General features: G+C 60.4%; 11 protein-coding genes. 5 read left to right on the top strand and 6 right to left on the bottom strand.

Annotated features, from left to right (window positions below; genetic code table 11):
* The first annotated feature begins 186 nt into the window (after positions 1 to 186).
* The 3 genes from V0R60_RS18800 to V0R60_RS18790 all read left to right on the top strand — a co-directional run bounded on the left by V0R60_RS18800 (position 187) and on the right by V0R60_RS18790 (position 6,198).
* Complete coding sequence (locus tag V0R60_RS18800; RefSeq protein WP_136476734.1) at positions 187 to 2,103, top strand: DUF1302 domain-containing protein; 1,917 nt, start codon at positions 187 to 189, stop codon at positions 2,101 to 2,103.
* A 28-nt stretch (positions 2,104 to 2,131) separates the two neighbouring features.
* Positions 2,132 to 3,505, top strand: coding sequence for a DUF1329 domain-containing protein (locus tag V0R60_RS18795; protein ID WP_330080010.1), 1,374 nt, complete (start codon positions 2,132 to 2,134; stop codon positions 3,503 to 3,505).
* Positions 3,506 to 3,666: 161 nt separating this feature from the next.
* A complete protein-coding gene (locus tag V0R60_RS18790) occupies positions 3,667 to 6,198 on the top strand; it encodes a LuxR C-terminal-related transcriptional regulator (RefSeq protein ID WP_168198470.1) in 2,532 nt (843 codons plus the stop codon).
* Here V0R60_RS18790 and V0R60_RS18785 read toward each other — a convergent pair whose 3' ends face one another.
* From V0R60_RS18785 to V0R60_RS18775, 3 genes are all read right to left on the bottom strand, one after another.
* Positions 6,199 to 6,723 (bottom strand): AAA family ATPase, encoded by a 525-nt coding sequence (locus V0R60_RS18785; protein ID WP_136476731.1) that lies wholly within the window; start codon positions 6,721 to 6,723, stop codon positions 6,199 to 6,201.
* A gap of 293 nt (positions 6,724 to 7,016) precedes the next feature.
* The gene (locus V0R60_RS18780; RefSeq protein ID WP_136476730.1) at positions 7,017 to 8,219 is read right to left on the bottom strand and encodes an MFS transporter; all 1,203 of its coding nucleotides are present in this window, start codon (positions 8,217 to 8,219) and stop codon (positions 7,017 to 7,019) included.
* Positions 8,220 to 8,247: 28 nt separating this feature from the next.
* Complete coding sequence (locus V0R60_RS18775) at positions 8,248 to 9,459, bottom strand: MFS transporter (RefSeq protein WP_136476729.1); 1,212 nt, start codon at positions 9,457 to 9,459, stop codon at positions 8,248 to 8,250.
* A gap of 136 nt (positions 9,460 to 9,595) precedes the next feature.
* Between V0R60_RS18775 and V0R60_RS18770 the strand changes: the two genes are divergently transcribed.
* Together V0R60_RS18770 and V0R60_RS18765 are read left to right on the top strand one after the other, a co-directional pair.
* On the top strand, positions 9,596 to 10,183 hold the full coding sequence (locus tag V0R60_RS18770; protein ID WP_136476728.1) for a TetR/AcrR family transcriptional regulator: 588 nt from the start codon (positions 9,596 to 9,598) through the stop codon (positions 10,181 to 10,183).
* Positions 10,184 to 10,435: 252 nt separating this feature from the next.
* The gene (locus V0R60_RS18765) at positions 10,436 to 11,593 is read left to right on the top strand and encodes an HPP family protein (RefSeq protein WP_136476726.1); all 1,158 of its coding nucleotides are present in this window, start codon (positions 10,436 to 10,438) and stop codon (positions 11,591 to 11,593) included.
* On the opposite strand, the gene V0R60_RS18760 is transcribed toward V0R60_RS18765, so the two are convergent.
* The 3 genes from V0R60_RS18760 to V0R60_RS18750 all read right to left on the bottom strand — a co-directional run bounded on the left by V0R60_RS18760 (position 11,567) and on the right by V0R60_RS18750 (position 14,965).
* Positions 11,567 to 12,433 (bottom strand): LysR family transcriptional regulator, encoded by an 867-nt coding sequence (locus tag V0R60_RS18760; RefSeq protein WP_136476724.1) that lies wholly within the window; start codon positions 12,431 to 12,433, stop codon positions 11,567 to 11,569. The two genes, V0R60_RS18765 and V0R60_RS18760, sit on opposite strands and share 27 nt — an antisense overlap.
* 554 nt (positions 12,434 to 12,987) lie before the next feature.
* Positions 12,988 to 14,136 carry an ABC transporter ATP-binding protein gene (locus tag V0R60_RS18755; protein ID WP_330080011.1) on the bottom strand — a complete coding sequence of 383 codons (1,149 nt, stop codon included), beginning with the start codon at positions 14,134 to 14,136 and terminating at the stop codon, positions 12,988 to 12,990.
* 19 nt (positions 14,137 to 14,155) lie between these two features.
* Positions 14,156 to 14,965 (bottom strand): ABC transporter permease, encoded by an 810-nt coding sequence (locus V0R60_RS18750; protein ID WP_136476720.1) that lies wholly within the window; start codon positions 14,963 to 14,965, stop codon positions 14,156 to 14,158.
* Positions 14,966 to 14,969: the final 4 nt, after the last annotated feature.

Genomic DNA, 14,969 nt, shown 5'->3' with positions numbered 1-14,969 from the left:
GGGATGATTCTCTTGTGCCATTGCCCGGCGCGCGAGGGATCTCTGAACGGTGTCCGTACGCTGCGAAAACCCTCACTCTTTGGGATGAATTCCAATATCACTCCTTCGCCTGTTACCTCGGCATCCTTGAATCATTAGCGTTGGCCACCGATTCACGCCGATTGGAAAACAGCAGGGATTAGTCGCATGACTACAACAATAAAACGCGCACGGTTCCAACTCAGTGCCTTGGCCAGCACTATCGCTTTAAGCGTCGCCGGACAAGCCCAGGCCGTCAGTTTCACCCTCGGAGAAATCGACGGGCAGCTTGATTCGTCGCTGTCGGTGGGGGCCAGTTGGTCTACGCAAAGCCCGCACCAAGGCTACATTGGCGGTCACAACGGCGGCACCGGGCTTTCGCAGACCGGTGACGATGGGCACCTTAACTTCAAACAGGGTGAAACCTTCTCGAAGATCTTCAAGGGGATCCACGACCTTGAACTCAAGTACGGCGATAGCGGCGTGTTCGTGCGCGGCAAGTACTGGTACGACTTCGAACTCAAGGACGAAGAGCGCCCATTCAAGAACATCGACGACCATGGTCGCAAGGAAGGCGCCAAGTCTTCCGGGGCGCAACTGCTCGATGCCTTCGTGTACCACAACTACATCATTGGCGAGCAACCCGGTTCGGTGCGCCTGGGCAAGCAGGTAGTGAGCTGGGGCGAGAGTACGTTTATCCAGAACAGCATCAACTCGGTGAACCCTGTCGATGTCTCGGCGTTCCGCCGTCCGGGGGCGGAGATCAAAGAGGGATTAATCCCGGTCAACATGTTCTATGTGTCCCAGAGCCTGACCGACAGCCTGTCTGCTGAAGCCTTTTATCAGCTGGAGTGGGACCAGACCGTGGTTGATAACTGCGGCACCTTTTTTTCGCAGACTGACGTGGTCGCTGACGGTTGCACCGGCAACCTCAATGTTCTGACGCCGCAGCTTGGGGCGTTTGGCGGACTGCTGGGTTACCAGACGACAAGCGAGGGCGTGGTGATTCCGCGGGGCGGCGACCATGATGCGCGCGACAGCGGCCAGTGGGGGGCGGCGCTGCGCTATATGTTCGAACCGCTGGACACCGAGTTTGGCGCCTACTTCATGAACTACCACAGCCGCGCCCCTTTTTTCAGTACCCAGGCTGCCAGTCAGGCCGACTACCAGCAATCAGCGGGAGTGCTGGCCGGTGCGGTCCCCGGAATTCCGGCTGCGGCCCGCCCGGGTGCCGCCATTGCCAACGTGGCCGGGGGCAGCCAGTACTTTATTGAGTACCCAGAAGATATCCGCCTGTACGGACTGAGCTTTGCCACTACCTTACCAACCGGCACGGCCTGGTCCGGTGAGATCAGCTACCGCCCCAATGCGCCGCTGCAACTGAATACAACCGATGTGCTGTACGCCGGTGTGCGTGGCATTGCCGGGATGAATCCGGCGTTTGCCCCGTTTGGCCAGTACTCGCTGCTGGGCGGGGACCCGGCATCGATTCCCGGCAGTACCCTGCACGGCTACAACCGCAAGGAAATCACTCAACTGCAAACCACTTTCACGCACTTTTTCGATCAGATCATGGGGGCGGATCGCCTGACTCTGATCGGGGAAATCGGCGTGGCCCACATCGGCGGATTGGAGAAAACCTCCGAGGCACGGTACGGCCGTGATCCGGTGTATGGCCCAGGTGCGCTGCCGGGGGTACTCACCGGTGGCCAACCCTCTTGCCAGGCGATCAATACCGGCACCTATAGCGGTACTCCGGCAGCGGTGAATACGGGCAAATACTGCAATGACAAGGGCTTTGCCACCACCACCTCATGGGGTTACCGCGCAAGAGCCATCTGGGATTACTCCAACGTGTTTGCCGGGGTCAATCTCAAGCCGAGCGTAGCCTGGTCACATGACGTTGACGGTTATGGCCCCAACGGCTTGTTCAACGAAGGTGCCAAGGCAGTCAGCCTCGGCCTGGACGCCGAATACCGGAATGCCTACAGCGCAGGTATTTCCTACACCAACTTCTTTGGGGGTGATTTCAACACCACCACTGACCGCGATTTCCTGGCGCTCAGCCTGGGCATGAGCTTCTAAGCATCAACACCGAATGAGGATTACAGTCATGTCGAACAACCCATACCTGATACACACCGGTGCCTTGCTGCTCAGTCTGTTGGCCGGCAGTGCCATGGCCAGCGTCACGCCTCAAGAAGCTGAGAAACTCGGCACCAGCCTGACCCCCCTGGGCGCCGAGAAAGCCGGGAACGCCGATGGCACGATCCCGGCCTGGACCGGTGGCCTGCCCACCAACGCCGGCGCAGTGGACAGCAAGGGCTTTCTGGCTGACCCGTTTGCAGACGAAAAGCCACTGTTTACCATCACTGCGCAAAACGCCGCGCAATATAAGGACAAGCTCTCCGCCGGACAGTTGGCGATGCTGGCGCGCTACCCGCAGACCTATAAGATCCCGGTGTACAAAACCCATCGTACCGCCGCAGTACCCGATGAAATTTATGCCGCTGCCAAGCTCAGTGCGCTGAATACCGAAGGGATCGATGGCGGCAACGGCCTCAAGGGATTCAACGAAAGCCGTTACTACGCATTCCCACAACCCAAGTCCGGGGTGGAAGTGGTGTGGAACCACACCACCCGTTATCGCGGCGGCAACATCAAGCGCCTGATGACGCGGGTTCAACCACAGGCTAACGGCGCCTTCAGCATGGTTGAGTTCGAGGACGAAATTTCGTACCCAGCAGAGCTGAAGGATCAGGACAAGAGCAAGGCCGGCAATATTCTCTTCTACTTCATCCAGCGGGTAACAGCACCTTCACGCCTGGCCGGCAGCGTACTGTTGGTGCACGAGACCATCGACCAGGTCAAGGAGCCTCGCCTGGCCTGGCTCTACAATGCCGGGCAACGCCGGGTACGACGCGCCCCGCAAGTGGCATACGACGGTCCGGCGACGGCCGCTGATGGCCTGGCGACCTCCGATAACTACGACATGTTCAACGGTGCGCCGGATCGCTACGACTGGGAACTGGTCGGCAAGAAAGAGATGTACATCCCATACAACAGCTACAAGCTGGACTCGCCGACACTCAAATACGCCGACATTCTCAAGGCGGGGCACATCAACCAGGACCTGACGCGTTATGAGCTGCACCGAGTGTGGGAGGTGGTCGCCAAACTCAAACCTAGCGAGCGTCACGTCTATGCCAAACGCCACATGTACTTCGATGAAGACAGCTGGGAACTGGCCGAGGTTGATCATTATGACGGTCGTGGCCAACTATGGCGTGTAGGGGAAGGGCATATCCAGCAGTACTACCACAAGCAGGTACCCGGCTATACCGCTGAAACTCTCTACGACCTGGTGGCTGGCCGTTATTCGGTGGTGGGCCTGAAGAACGAAGCCAAGCGCAGTATCGAGTTCGGCTTCCAGAGTGTTGCAGCCAACTACACCCCTGCAGCATTGCGTCAGGCTGGGGTTCGCTGAGGCCTTGAGCAAGGGAACCGCGAGCGCCTGCTAGAGCGGTTACAGGTTCGACGCTGGTATTTAAGGCAACCCTGGGTTGCCTTTTTTTTGTATCAAAATTTGCGTTGGCGCGCGGTGGTCTGCACCATGTTTGTATACAGAACAAGAAATTGAACGTGCCAATGTCCCAGCCCAACCCTCATTTTTCTTCCCTCGCCGGTCTTGCCCGACTCGCGCCGGGCCACGTTTCGCGTCCGCGCCTGAGCGAGGCACTGCTCAGCGCCCAGTGCCGCTTGCGCTTGCTCTGTGCCCCGGCGGGCAGCGGCAAAAGTGCACTGTTGAGTGAATGTGCCCAGCACTGCCCGGCAGATACTCGAGTGGTCTATCTGAATCTCCGCGGCAAGGCCATTGGTGCTGAGGCCTTCAGGCAACAATTGGCGCAGGCCCTGGGCGTGTCCGCCAGCGACCCCCAGCAGCTCAAACGTCAACTCGACAACGCCGGCCCCGGCTTGTGGTTGGTGATCGACGACTACCCGCGGCTGCCCGATAGTGACCTGGATGCGCTGCTCAACGAGTTGATCCTGGGCGCGGGCGCACACGTCAACTGGTGGTTGGCCTGCCGCCGCCGGCCGGCCTTGCAACTGACGCGGTTGCTGCTCGATGGTGATCTGTTCGAGTTAGGCAGTGCCGAGCTTGGTTTCAATGAGCACGAACTTCACGAGCTGTTGCAGCAACGCATGCTGCACTGGTCGTGGCCGGTTATCAGTGATGTGCATAAGGACTCGCAGGGTTGGTGCGCCGGTATACGCTTGTACGTGCTGGCGTTGAAAACCCAGACTGAACCGCCGCCTTTCGATTCACTCAATGCAGTGCTGTTCGAATATCTGCGCCGCGAGCTGCTCGACGACCTGCCCGAGCAGTGGCGTCAGGCCCTGTTTACCCTTGCGCAACTTCCGTACTTCGACGCAGGCTTGTGCGAGCATCTACTCGGCGTCGGCGAAGGTGCCGGTTTGCTTGAGCAGCTGAGCGCTTGCGGGTTGTTCATCGAGTCGGTGCGCAGCGATGCCCAGGTCTATCAAGTGCATCCCGCGGTCAAGGGGCCACTGGCCGGACAATTGCCAGAGACCCTGGCCAAGGCTGTGTTTCGCCGGGCCTGCCAGTGGTACGTGAACCAGGATAACGTCCGTCTGGCGCTGGAGTACGCGGTGCGTGCCGAACAACCCGAGATGGCGGCCAGCCTGATGCAACGTTTTACCGGCGACTCCTTGTTGCAGGGCCGCAGTCTGGCGCAGCTGATGCAATGGCGCCGTGAATTGCCGATTGAGTTGTTAACCGGCAACCCGCGCTTGTTGATACTCAATGCCTGGGCGTTGCTGCTCAGCGGCCGACTCGACGAAGCCCAGAGTTACACCGAGCAACTGGCGCGCTTTGTGCCGCAACCTGATGCTGGCCGTCAGTTCGAACTCATCGCCCAGTGGAAGGCCCTGCGCGGCAATATTGCCTTTCACCGAGGACAGGGCGAACAGGCTCAACGTTGGCTGAGCGAGGCGGTTGACGAATTGCCCGAACGGTCGTGGAGCCAGCGCCTATTCAGCATGGCATTGCTGGTGGAGTTGGCGCTGATTGCGGGGCATCTGGATCAGGCCCTGGAACTCAACCGCCAGGCCACCAAGCAGGCGCGCCAGCATGCCAGTTTGGCAATGGAAAGCGTAATGGCGCTGGGGCATGTCAAACTATTGGAAATTCGCGGTGAACTGTTGCGTGCCGAGACCTTGCTCAAGCGTCTGTACACCGAGTTGTCAAATGCCTGGGGTGCTGAAGCGAGCCCCATGCGCGGGCGGGTACAACTGCGCATGGCGTCTATCCTGGTGCAGTTGGGACGTTATCCGGAGGCAGAACAGGCGTTTCACGCGGGGATGCAGGAGTGCCAGTTGTGCGAAGACCCTGCAGCATTCTGGGGGTACTTGGGCCTGGCCGAACTCGATGCTGTGCAGGGCGATCTGTCTCGTGCGTTTTCGCGGATTTCCGATGCCGAGCGCGCTATGCAGTACAACCTGATCAACGAAACGCTGTACCAGGGCTTGGTGCTGCGGGCCAAGGCACGCCTCTGGTTGCGCCAAGGCCGCGCGGCGCAAGTGGAGAAAGCACTGGCCGCGTTACCCAAGGCCGCTTTGAGCTATTCGCCCTACGGCGCACCTGATCTGCACCTGCGCTTGTACCTGGTGCAACTGCAATCGAGCATTGCCACCAACGTGATCGAGCCGGCCCTGGACCCGCTTGTGCAGTTGCACGCGCTGGCGCAGCAGCAAGGTCGCCGCGCCCTGGCCTGCGAAGTGGGATTCAGCCTCGCCGAGGCATTGCACGCCGCCAACAAGCCCGCACAGGCCAAGCAAACGCTGCTGGATGCGCTTGCTCAAGCCAGGCACATGGGCTTGGCGAGTGTCGAGCGTGCATTTGCCTTGCGCAACCCGGCGCTGGCGCGCTGGGCCGGCGAAGCCAACAGCAATGAAAGTGAACCCGCTGCATTGTTGAGTCGGCGGGAAATGGACGTCCTCAAGCTTATCGCCCAGGGGTTCTCCAACCAGCAAATTGCCGAAAGCCTGTTTATCTCCTTGCACACGGTGAAAACCCACGCCCAGCGGATTAACTTCAAACTTGGTGTGGAGCGCCGCACCCAGGCGGTGGCCAGGGCCAAGCAACTGGGCCTGAACTGATCAGCCGGGCAGGGCTGCGGGCGACTGCAGGAACGCGGCAATCTGCCGGGCACCGCGCAAGTGAATTACCGGCACCTGTGGTCCTACGGTTAGGCGCACCGCTTCGATAGAAGGGCGATAGTCGCGGTCGAAGCGCCACACGTACTTGAGAAAGTTGAGGAACTCCCTGTCGAGTTTCTCGTTGCAGCCTACCGGCATATCGGCGCGTGGCCGATTCAGGGCACTGCGCATCCCTACCCTGACAAGGCAGGTGAGGCGGGGCGTGTCCAGCCAGATGACCAGCTGCGCGCGAGGAAGACGCAGGTCAAAGGTGCGCCGGGCATAGTTGCCCTCGCAGATCCAGGCGTCCGCCGCCACTGCCGTGGTAACCCGGGCGCGGAAGGCCTGGGCGTCGGGCTCTGTCCAGCCAGGTTCCCAGAACAACCTGTCCAGATGTACCACCGGTACGCCCAGGCGCTTGGCCAAGGCTCGCGCCAGAGTCGACTTGCCACTGCCGGAGTTGCCTAGAATGACGATACGCGGCATGGGGGAGTCCGTTCCGAAAAAAGTCGGCGATTGTGCCGCTTTTACCGGTGCAGGAGAAGAGCGTCAGGCCTTGCTGCTGGCACGCGCGAGGCGCGATGGTTGCAGACCCAGGGCGCGATATTGACCTGGGCCGAAGCTGGTCGGCGTCGATAATCTGTTCTACTGGCATCAGCAATCGGTCAACCATCCGGCCCGTGATGCGTTTGTCGCGCTGCTGCGCACGAACTGAGCATCGGCGACTGTCGGTGCAGCCTGCGCATGGCTCGCACCTCCTGGTTGATCGCCTCGGCAAGCTAGTGTGAGTCGGCGATTTCCTGCGGGGCTTTGCTCATGCTCATGGCAAGCGCCAGTAGCAAGGCAATCGTGGCAGAGCCACCCAGTAGGTAGAGGTTTTCCCTCAAGCCCAAGCTGTCGACGATTTGTCCGCCTGTCCATGATCCCGCCGCAATGGCGATATTGAATACGCTCACATACAGCGCGGTCGCGATTTCCAGCCCCCGGGGTGCGGCTTTCATTATCCAGGTCATCAAGCTGACCGAGACGCCGCCGTAGGCCAGGCCCCAGGCCAGCAGCACCAGACCACCGCCCAAGTGCGAGCCGCCGATGCTCAGGAACAGGGCAGGGGTCAGCAGCAGGCCCAGGGCAATTGCCATCAGGGTTTGCGCTGTGCGCCGTGCTGCGATGATCCCGGCCAGGAAGTTACCGGCGATACCGGCAATGCCGTAACCGAACAACAACGCGCCAATCCATTGTGCCTCGAAGCCCGATACGGACATCAGCAGCGGACGCACGTAGGTAAAGGTGGCGAAGTGGCCGGCGACCAGCATCAGGGTCAGGCCCAGGCCATATTGCAAGCGACGATTGCCAAACTGCTGAAGGAACAGGCGCACGCTGGCAGAACGCTCGACGGTAAGTGCGGGGATGAAAGCGAGGTGCAGCACCAGCACCACTGCATTGAGTGCGGCCATGGCGCCGAAAGCCCAGCGCCATCCTGCGAAGTCACCAATCAGTGCCCCAAGCGGCACGCCGAGAACCGAAGCGGCTGCTACCCCACCGAAAATGATCGATGTTGCCAGTCCGATGGCGTCGCGCCGAACGAGCCGCGGTGCCAAGCCGCCAGCGATGGCCCAGATACCGCCCATGCACAGGCCGACGACAATCCGCGCCGCGAGCATCCAGACAATGTCTGGCGCGAGTGCCGAGGCGATGTTGGCCAGCATCAGCAGTCCCAGCAATGCGCATAGAATGGTGCGTCTCTCGATACCGCCAGCGGCGATGATTACCACCGGCGCGAACAAGGCCGCGAGCAGTGCCGGCAGCGATATCATCAGCCCGGCAGTGCCGGTGGAGGTGTCCAGGCTAGCGGCAATGGTTGTCAGCAGGCCCACAGGCAGCATCTCGGTTGTCACCACAGAGAAGGTGGCAAAACCGACAGCAATCACTGCCAGCCAGGAATGTGCTGTAGAGGAGGTGTTCGTGGTTGCAGATGTACTCATGATTCAAATCCTTGAAATGCATTAACGTCTATCCCGCAACCGCCGGTGATAGCTGATCATTGGCGCGCAAGCGCTGATAGGCACACAGTGCCACCAGCAACAACAAGGCTGCGGCGCAGAGTGCGACGTTGAATCCTGCCGGGGCGCTCCAGCTGTCGACGACCTGACCGGACGCCGCCGCTCCCAGGGCTACACCAACATTCAGTCCGGCCAACAACCAGGTCATGCCCTCAGTCAGTTGATGCTCGGGAACCAGACGTTCCACCAGCGACATGGCCACGATCATGGTGGGGGCAAAGAACAACCCGGCTACCAGTACGGTGCCTGCCAAGGTCGCAATACTGCCGGCCAGCAGCAGGGGTAGTGTCGTTGCCGCCGTGGCCAAACTGCCCAGCAACAACAGACGGTGCAAGGGCATCTGTAGCTTGAGGGTGCCGAACAGCAGCCCGGCCAGGCATGAGCCGCCCGCATAGGCGGACAGCACCAGACTGGCCGCAGCCGGTTTACCCAGTTGTTCGGCGAAAGCCACGCTGACGATGTCCACGGTGCCGACGATGATGCCCATCGCTACCATCAGCAGCGCCAGCAACCCTACATTGGCGATGCCGATCACCGATTTTCTGTTTGGAATTGCCGTACTCTGATTCAGGACCGGTGGTTCGCTGCCGCGCTGGGCGAGCAGGGCGAATACGCCGAGTATCAGCAGCACTGCCGCTGCCAGCAGGCCGGCCTGCGCGAACATCGTCACCGATAGCCCCACGGCCAACGGCGGGCCGGCAATAAAAGTAGCTTCATCGAATACAGTTTCCAGCGAGTAGGCCGTCTGCAAGCGTGGCTGGCCACGGTAGATCGCCGTCCAACGGGCACGCACCATTGCCGACATGCTGGGCATGAAACCGGTCAGCAGCGCGCCCAGGAACAATGTCCAGTCGGCGGCTTGCCACCAGGCGCTGGCAAGCACGATCAACATACCCATGACACTGATGGCCGTTGCTGCAGGCAACACACGGCGTTGCCCATGGCGATCTACCAGGCGGGAGACCTGCGGTGACAGCAGCGCATAGGTCAACACAAAGGTGGCCGATACGGCCCCAGCAAGCGCGTAGCTTCCGCGCAATTGCGCGAGCATGGTAATGATGCCGATGCCCGTCATGGGCAGAGGAATACGTGCAAGCAGACCCGCCAAGGCAAAGCCTCGTGTGCCGGGTGCAGCGAAAAGCTGTCGATAAGGGTTGGCCATCTGGTTCTCCGCGGAGCGATTGCTTGCCTTGGCGTGGCAGTATGATGACAATACATACGTGACGTATGAATAACAGCGTATATACATACGCGGTGAATGTAAACAAACATGCATGGCGTATGTAAGGAGAAACGCAATGGCCCGCCGTACCCGCGCCGATATGGAAGAAACCCGCGCCACCTTGCTGGCGACCGCTCGCAAGGTATTCAGTGAATGCGGCTATGCCGACACTTCGATGGATGACCTTACCGCACAGGCAGGCCTAACTCGAGGAGCGCTCTATCATCATTTTGGTGACAAGAAGGGGCTGCTGGCGGCAGTAGTAACACAGATCGACACCGAGATGGATGCGCGCCTGCAGGCCATCTCTGACAGCGCCGAGAACCCTTGGGATGGTTTTCGCCACCGTTGCCGTGGCTATCTGCAAATGGCCCTGGAACCGGAAATCCAGCGCATCGTGTTGCGCGATGCGAGGGCAGTACTGGGTGGCGCATCGCCGGATTCGCAGCGCCATTGCCTTGAATCGATGCAGCATCTGATCGCTGATCTCATCGAGCAGGGCATGCTGGCCAAGGCCGAGCCTCAGGCATTGGCCGCATTGATCTACGGCAGTCTGGCGGAAGCGGCGTTCTGGATCGCGGACGGTGAAGACGGTACTGCTCGATTGGCGCAAAGCGTTGCAGCGTTGGAGTTACTGTTACGTGGCTTGCTGCTCAAACGTTAGATGTGTGCGACGCTGCCGGCCCAGGCTTGGCGCGGCCACAACATAGTCACGCTGCAAAAATATTGCACTCACCCCTCATTTTTTTGAATTACCACCCCCTGCGTCATCCCCGGCAGAATCCCTCTCCACGTATGACCTGCAAGTCCAAAAAATTCCATCTCCATGGACGGAGCCCATTAGGTATTGCCCTCGCGATACTCAGCCCGGCCCTATTGGCCGGGCTTTTTTTACTGCCAGGTAACTTTTTATCCCATGTCTTCGCGCAGTCTGAACAACTGGATTACCCGGCTGTTGCCGGCCCCGCTGAACATCCCCCCAAAAGAATGGTTACGCGCAGGCGTGGGGGCATTGCTTGGTCTGTTTCTGGCTGGTGCTGCCAGCAGTTACGCCTTTGGTAGCGAAGTAGCCCTGCACTTGCTCGGGCCGCTGGCGGCCTCGGCTGTGTTGCTGTTTGCCGTGCATTCCGGGGCGTTGGCGCAGCCTTGGCCCTTTGTCGGCAGCTATGCCTGTGCGACCGTAGTCGGCCTGGTGCTGCACCATTGGCTGGGTTCGACGCTGTGGGTGGCAGCGTTGGCACTTGGCTTGTCGTTGTTGGTGATGTGCCTGTTGCGCTGCCTGCATCCCCCGGGCGGCGGCGTCGCCGTCAGCGTGGTTCTGCTCGATCCTTCGCTCACTGCGCTGGGCGACAAGGTGTTTGAACCGATCATGCTCAACGCTTTGGTATTGGTTGGCGTGGCGGTGATTTACAACCGTCTTACCGGGGTTCGCTATCCGAAGATGGCGGCGCTACGAAAGGATCTGCATCACACCGCCGATGTGTCACCGGGTGAGCGGGTCGGCGTCAGTGGCGCAGACCTGGATCAGGCGCTGGAAGAGTTGGGCGAGTTTGTCGACATCACCCGCGATGAGCTTGAGCGGATCATCGCCGCCACTGAACAGCATGCGTTGCAGCGTAGCCTCGGTGGCATCACCGCCGCTTCGGTCATGTCGCGGGACGTGCAGGAAGCCACGCCGGGAATGACCTTGCAGCAGGCCTGGAAAGCGCTCTCGCGCCATCACTTGAAAGCTTTGCCAGTGCTGGATGAGGCGCGGCAACTGGTGGGCATCGTCACCCTCAGCGATCTGGTCGGTGCAGTCATGGCGCAACAGGGGTTCAGTTGGCGAGGCCTGGTGCGTCGTCGCCAGGTGCGGGTCGAGCAGATCATGAGTCGACCGGTCATCACCGTGCGCAGCAAAGAACCGGCTGTCGCGTTGATTCCTCTACTCAGCGAACAAGGGCTGCACTGCCTGCCTGTGCTCGAGGGGCAGCAGTTGGTGGGGATGATTACGCAGACTGACTTGATTGCCGGGCTCAAGCGGCACTTGCTCAGCACCGCAGCACATTCAGATGATCGGGTCCCAGCGTTGTGACCAGTCGCTGTCACCGTCAGCCACCACCTGGCGCAATATTCTGAAGGCTTGTTGCAGGGCTTCAGTATCGCGCTCGCGGGCGTGTACCAGGTAGGTGGGGTAGGTGAACTCCGGCGCCTGCGGCACGCGCTCGAAGATACCGCTGTCCAGGTAGCTCTGTACCACCCGGGTGCGGAAATAGCCGCTGCCACCGTTTTCGAGGATGAACTGCAGCGCCAGGGGGCCGAGGTTGAAACTCAGCGCCGGGCGCGCGCACTCGGGCAAGGCAGCGTCATGCTGACGGCGGAAGGCCTGGCCCCAGTCGATGTAGATGTAAGGCTCGGGTTTGTCCTTGCGGCGGATACGGATGAGCTTTTCTTCCATCAGTTGCTCTACCTGCAAGCCGGGGCCATAGGTAGGCTGATATACCAGTACCGCGTCGAGTACACCCATTTCCAGCTTGCGCAGCAATGATTCGCCGTCGCTGACTTCGTTGCGAATGGCATGGCTGGGCATGCTTTGGTGCAAGGCGCTGACCCAGTCGAGCACCATTGGATTGCCCAGACTCACTTCGCCGCCGATGTGTAGTACCTGATGACACCCTTCGGGTAATGGCAGGTCGCGGCGGGCGGCTTCCCAGGTTTGCACCAACTGATTGGCGTAGACCACGAAAGCTTCGCCATCGGCAGTCAGACTGGCACCGCTGCGGCTGCGAATGAACAGTTGGCAGGACAGTTGCTGTTCGAGCTTCTGCACGCGGGCGGTGATGGCGGTCTGGGTGACATGCAGGCGTTCGGCAGCGGAAACCAGGCTGCCACTGCGGACAACTTCAAGAAAGGTGCGGGCGAGCTCGATATCCATGGGGTTGCCGGAAGGTAAAGGTTGCCCATTCTAGAGCGTTTGCACTGAAATGGGGCGGCTCCGGCAGCAATATTGCCTAGCGACCAATGGATCAGCAGCTGGCTGTATGTGTCACCGACTACACAATTAGCCTATCGTAGGTGAGAACCAGAAGGTGGCGCAGGTGTAGATGAGCATATCCATTTGATGCAGTGGCACCACTGGCTGGTTTCGCCTTTACGGCGACCCACTTTTGTCGGGGCAAAAGTAGGCAAAACCCCTTGTCCCTGCATCCGGCCCTACGCTGCGCTCCGGGTTCCCTCATTCCACCCTTGCTCCCGTGGGGATCGCGCCGAAGGGCCGTCCCTGGCCCTGCGGCGCTCGCCGGCCATCCGTGGCCGTCGCCCCACTACGCAAGGGTTCCATTCGGCCTGCTGAAGGGACGATTTGTGGCGTCTGCACGATTTTTGTAGGTGGAAGCACAGCAACAGCAACAGCGAGGCGTTGGTCATGCGCAGTAAGGGCGCAACGGTGACTCGAGACCACCCACGCCCATCGATGGTGGCGTGTATGTATCAGTGCGCTCCAGCTGCTTTGTTCAGGTCGCTTGGCGCCCATTGGGTGTACACACAAGCATCGGATACCGCCCAGCGTACACTCACCTGATCACCAGGCTGCATCGGCATACCCGCCGCAGACAGCGCCTTGACAGTCATTGCAGTGCCGCCCGGTGTGACGACGCTGCACGTCTGGCTTTCACCCAGAAACAGCACTTCACCGACCCGCGCCGTTACCTGATTCCAACCGGCTGGCAGTGGTTCGTGCGCCGCTTGTTCAGTTGTCAGGGCCACGGCTTTTTCTGGCCGCACCATCAGCAACACCTCCTGGCCTTCAGCCAACCCTGGTGTCAGGCGCATGGCCAGGGGCTGGCCTTCGAAGCTCGCTGCACCATTGCCATGAGCGCTTACCCGAAGGAAGTTGGAGTTACCCAAAAACGAGGCAACAAAGGCATTCGGTGGGTTCTGGTACAGATCGTAGCCAGTACCCAGGCCGACGATCTTGCCATGGCTGAAAATGGCGATGCGCTGGGACAGGCGCATCGCTTCTTCCTGGTCGTGAGTGACGTAGACGATGGTGATCCCCAGGCGACGATGCAGTTGGCGCAGTTCATCCTGCAGGTCTTCGCGCAGTTTTTTGTCCAGCGCACCGAGCGGTTCGTCCATCAACAGAATGCGTGGCTCGTAGACCAGCGCCCGGGCAATCGCCACACGCTGCTGCTGGCCACCGGACAGTTGCGCCGGACGCCGATGGGCGAAGCTGTCCAATTGCACCAGCTTGAGCATGGCATCGACCTGTTTGTCGCGCTCGGCGGCACTGCGTTTGCGAATGGCCAGGGGAAAGGCGATGTTGTCGCGCACAGACAGATGCGGAAACAGTGAATAGCGCTGGAACACCATGCCGATGTCGCGCTTGTGCGGCGGTACGTTGACCAGCGACTGGCCGCTGACCAGAATTTCGCCGCTGCTCGGCGTTTCGAAGCCGGCAAGCATCGACAAGGTTGTGCTCTTGCCCGAGCCGCTGGAACCCAGGAAGGTAAGGAACTCGCCGTCCTGGATGTCGAGGTTGATGTCGTCCACCGCGGCGAAGTCGCCATAGTGCTTGTTCAGGCTACGCAGGCTGACCAGCGTCTTGTCGTGCTGGGATTCGTTGAGGACTGCACTCATTTTATTATTCTCCAGGCGCTCAAGCGCTGACTTCGTTGCGCCGACGCAGGGCGGCGGCGATCACCATGACCAGCAGCGACAGACCGATCAGCAACGTCGAGGCGACGGCGATAACCGGGGTCAGGTCCTGGCGCAGGGTGGTCCACATTTTTACCGGCAAGGTTTGCAGGGTAGGGCTGGCCATCATTACGCTGAGCACCACTTCGTCCCACGACACCAGAAAGGCGAACAAACCACCGGCGATCATGCCCGGACGGATCGCCGGGAAGGTCACCTTGACGATCGCCTGCAGGCGCGAGGCGCCGCAAATCACGGCTGCATCTTCAATGGACTGGTCGAACAGCTTGAGCGAATTGATGATCGAGATGATGGTGAACGGCAGGGCGACGATGACGTGGCTAACCACGAAGGAAAACAGCGTGCCGGTGTAGCCCAGCTTGAGGAACAGGGCATAGACCGCCACGGCAATGATCACCAGCGGCACAATCATCGGCAGGGTGAAAAGACCGTAGAGCATCTCGCGCCCGGGAAAACGTCCGCGCACCAGCGCAAAGGCGGTCGGCAGGCCCAAGGCAACGGCGCAGACGGTCGTCAGCAGCGCTACTTTCAGACTGGCGAGGGCGGCGTCCATCCACTCGGCGTTGGAGAAAAACTGGCCGTACCACTTCAGCGTCCAGCCCGGCGGCGGGAACACCAGCCATTGGGACGAGCCGAACGACAGCAGCACGATGAACACGATCGGCAGCAGCAGGAACAATGCAATCAGCCCGGTGGTGGTGTATAGGCCGTAGCGCAAGCGCCGGCTCATGGCGTTGGGTGTCAGGAGCATCTTG

The organism is Pseudomonas auratipiscis (genome assembly GCF_036324085.1).
Lineage (GTDB): Bacteria > Pseudomonadota > Gammaproteobacteria > Pseudomonadales > Pseudomonadaceae > Aquipseudomonas > Aquipseudomonas auratipiscis.
This window is presented reverse-complemented; position numbering and strand designations above follow the sequence as displayed.

Excerpts from the sequence above, each read along its gene's own strand:
- V0R60_RS18800 (WP_136476734.1), top strand. The coding sequence starts at position 187 with ATGACTACAACAATAAAACGCGCACGGTTCCAACTCAGTGCCTTGGCC.
- V0R60_RS18795 (WP_330080010.1), top strand. The coding sequence starts at position 2,132 with ATGTCGAACAACCCATACCTGATACACACCGGTGCCTTGCTGCTCAGT.
- V0R60_RS18790 (WP_168198470.1), top strand. The coding sequence starts at position 3,667 with ATGTCCCAGCCCAACCCTCATTTTTCTTCCCTCGCCGGTCTTGCCCGA.
- V0R60_RS18785 (WP_136476731.1), bottom strand. The coding sequence starts at position 6,723 with ATGCCGCGTATCGTCATTCTAGGCAACTCCGGCAGTGGCAAGTCGACT.
- V0R60_RS18780 (WP_136476730.1), bottom strand. The coding sequence starts at position 8,219 with ATGAGTACATCTGCAACCACGAACACCTCCTCTACAGCACATTCCTGG.
- V0R60_RS18775 (WP_136476729.1), bottom strand. The coding sequence starts at position 9,459 with ATGGCCAACCCTTATCGACAGCTTTTCGCTGCACCCGGCACACGAGGC.
- V0R60_RS18770 (WP_136476728.1), top strand. The coding sequence starts at position 9,596 with ATGGCCCGCCGTACCCGCGCCGATATGGAAGAAACCCGCGCCACCTTG.
- V0R60_RS18765 (WP_136476726.1), top strand. The coding sequence starts at position 10,436 with ATGTCTTCGCGCAGTCTGAACAACTGGATTACCCGGCTGTTGCCGGCC.
- V0R60_RS18760 (WP_136476724.1), bottom strand. The coding sequence starts at position 12,433 with ATGGATATCGAGCTCGCCCGCACCTTTCTTGAAGTTGTCCGCAGTGGC.
- V0R60_RS18755 (WP_330080011.1), bottom strand. The coding sequence starts at position 14,136 with ATGAGTGCAGTCCTCAACGAATCCCAGCACGACAAGACGCTGGTCAGC.
- V0R60_RS18750 (WP_136476720.1), bottom strand. The coding sequence starts at position 14,965 with ATGCTCCTGACACCCAACGCCATGAGCCGGCGCTTGCGCTACGGCCTA.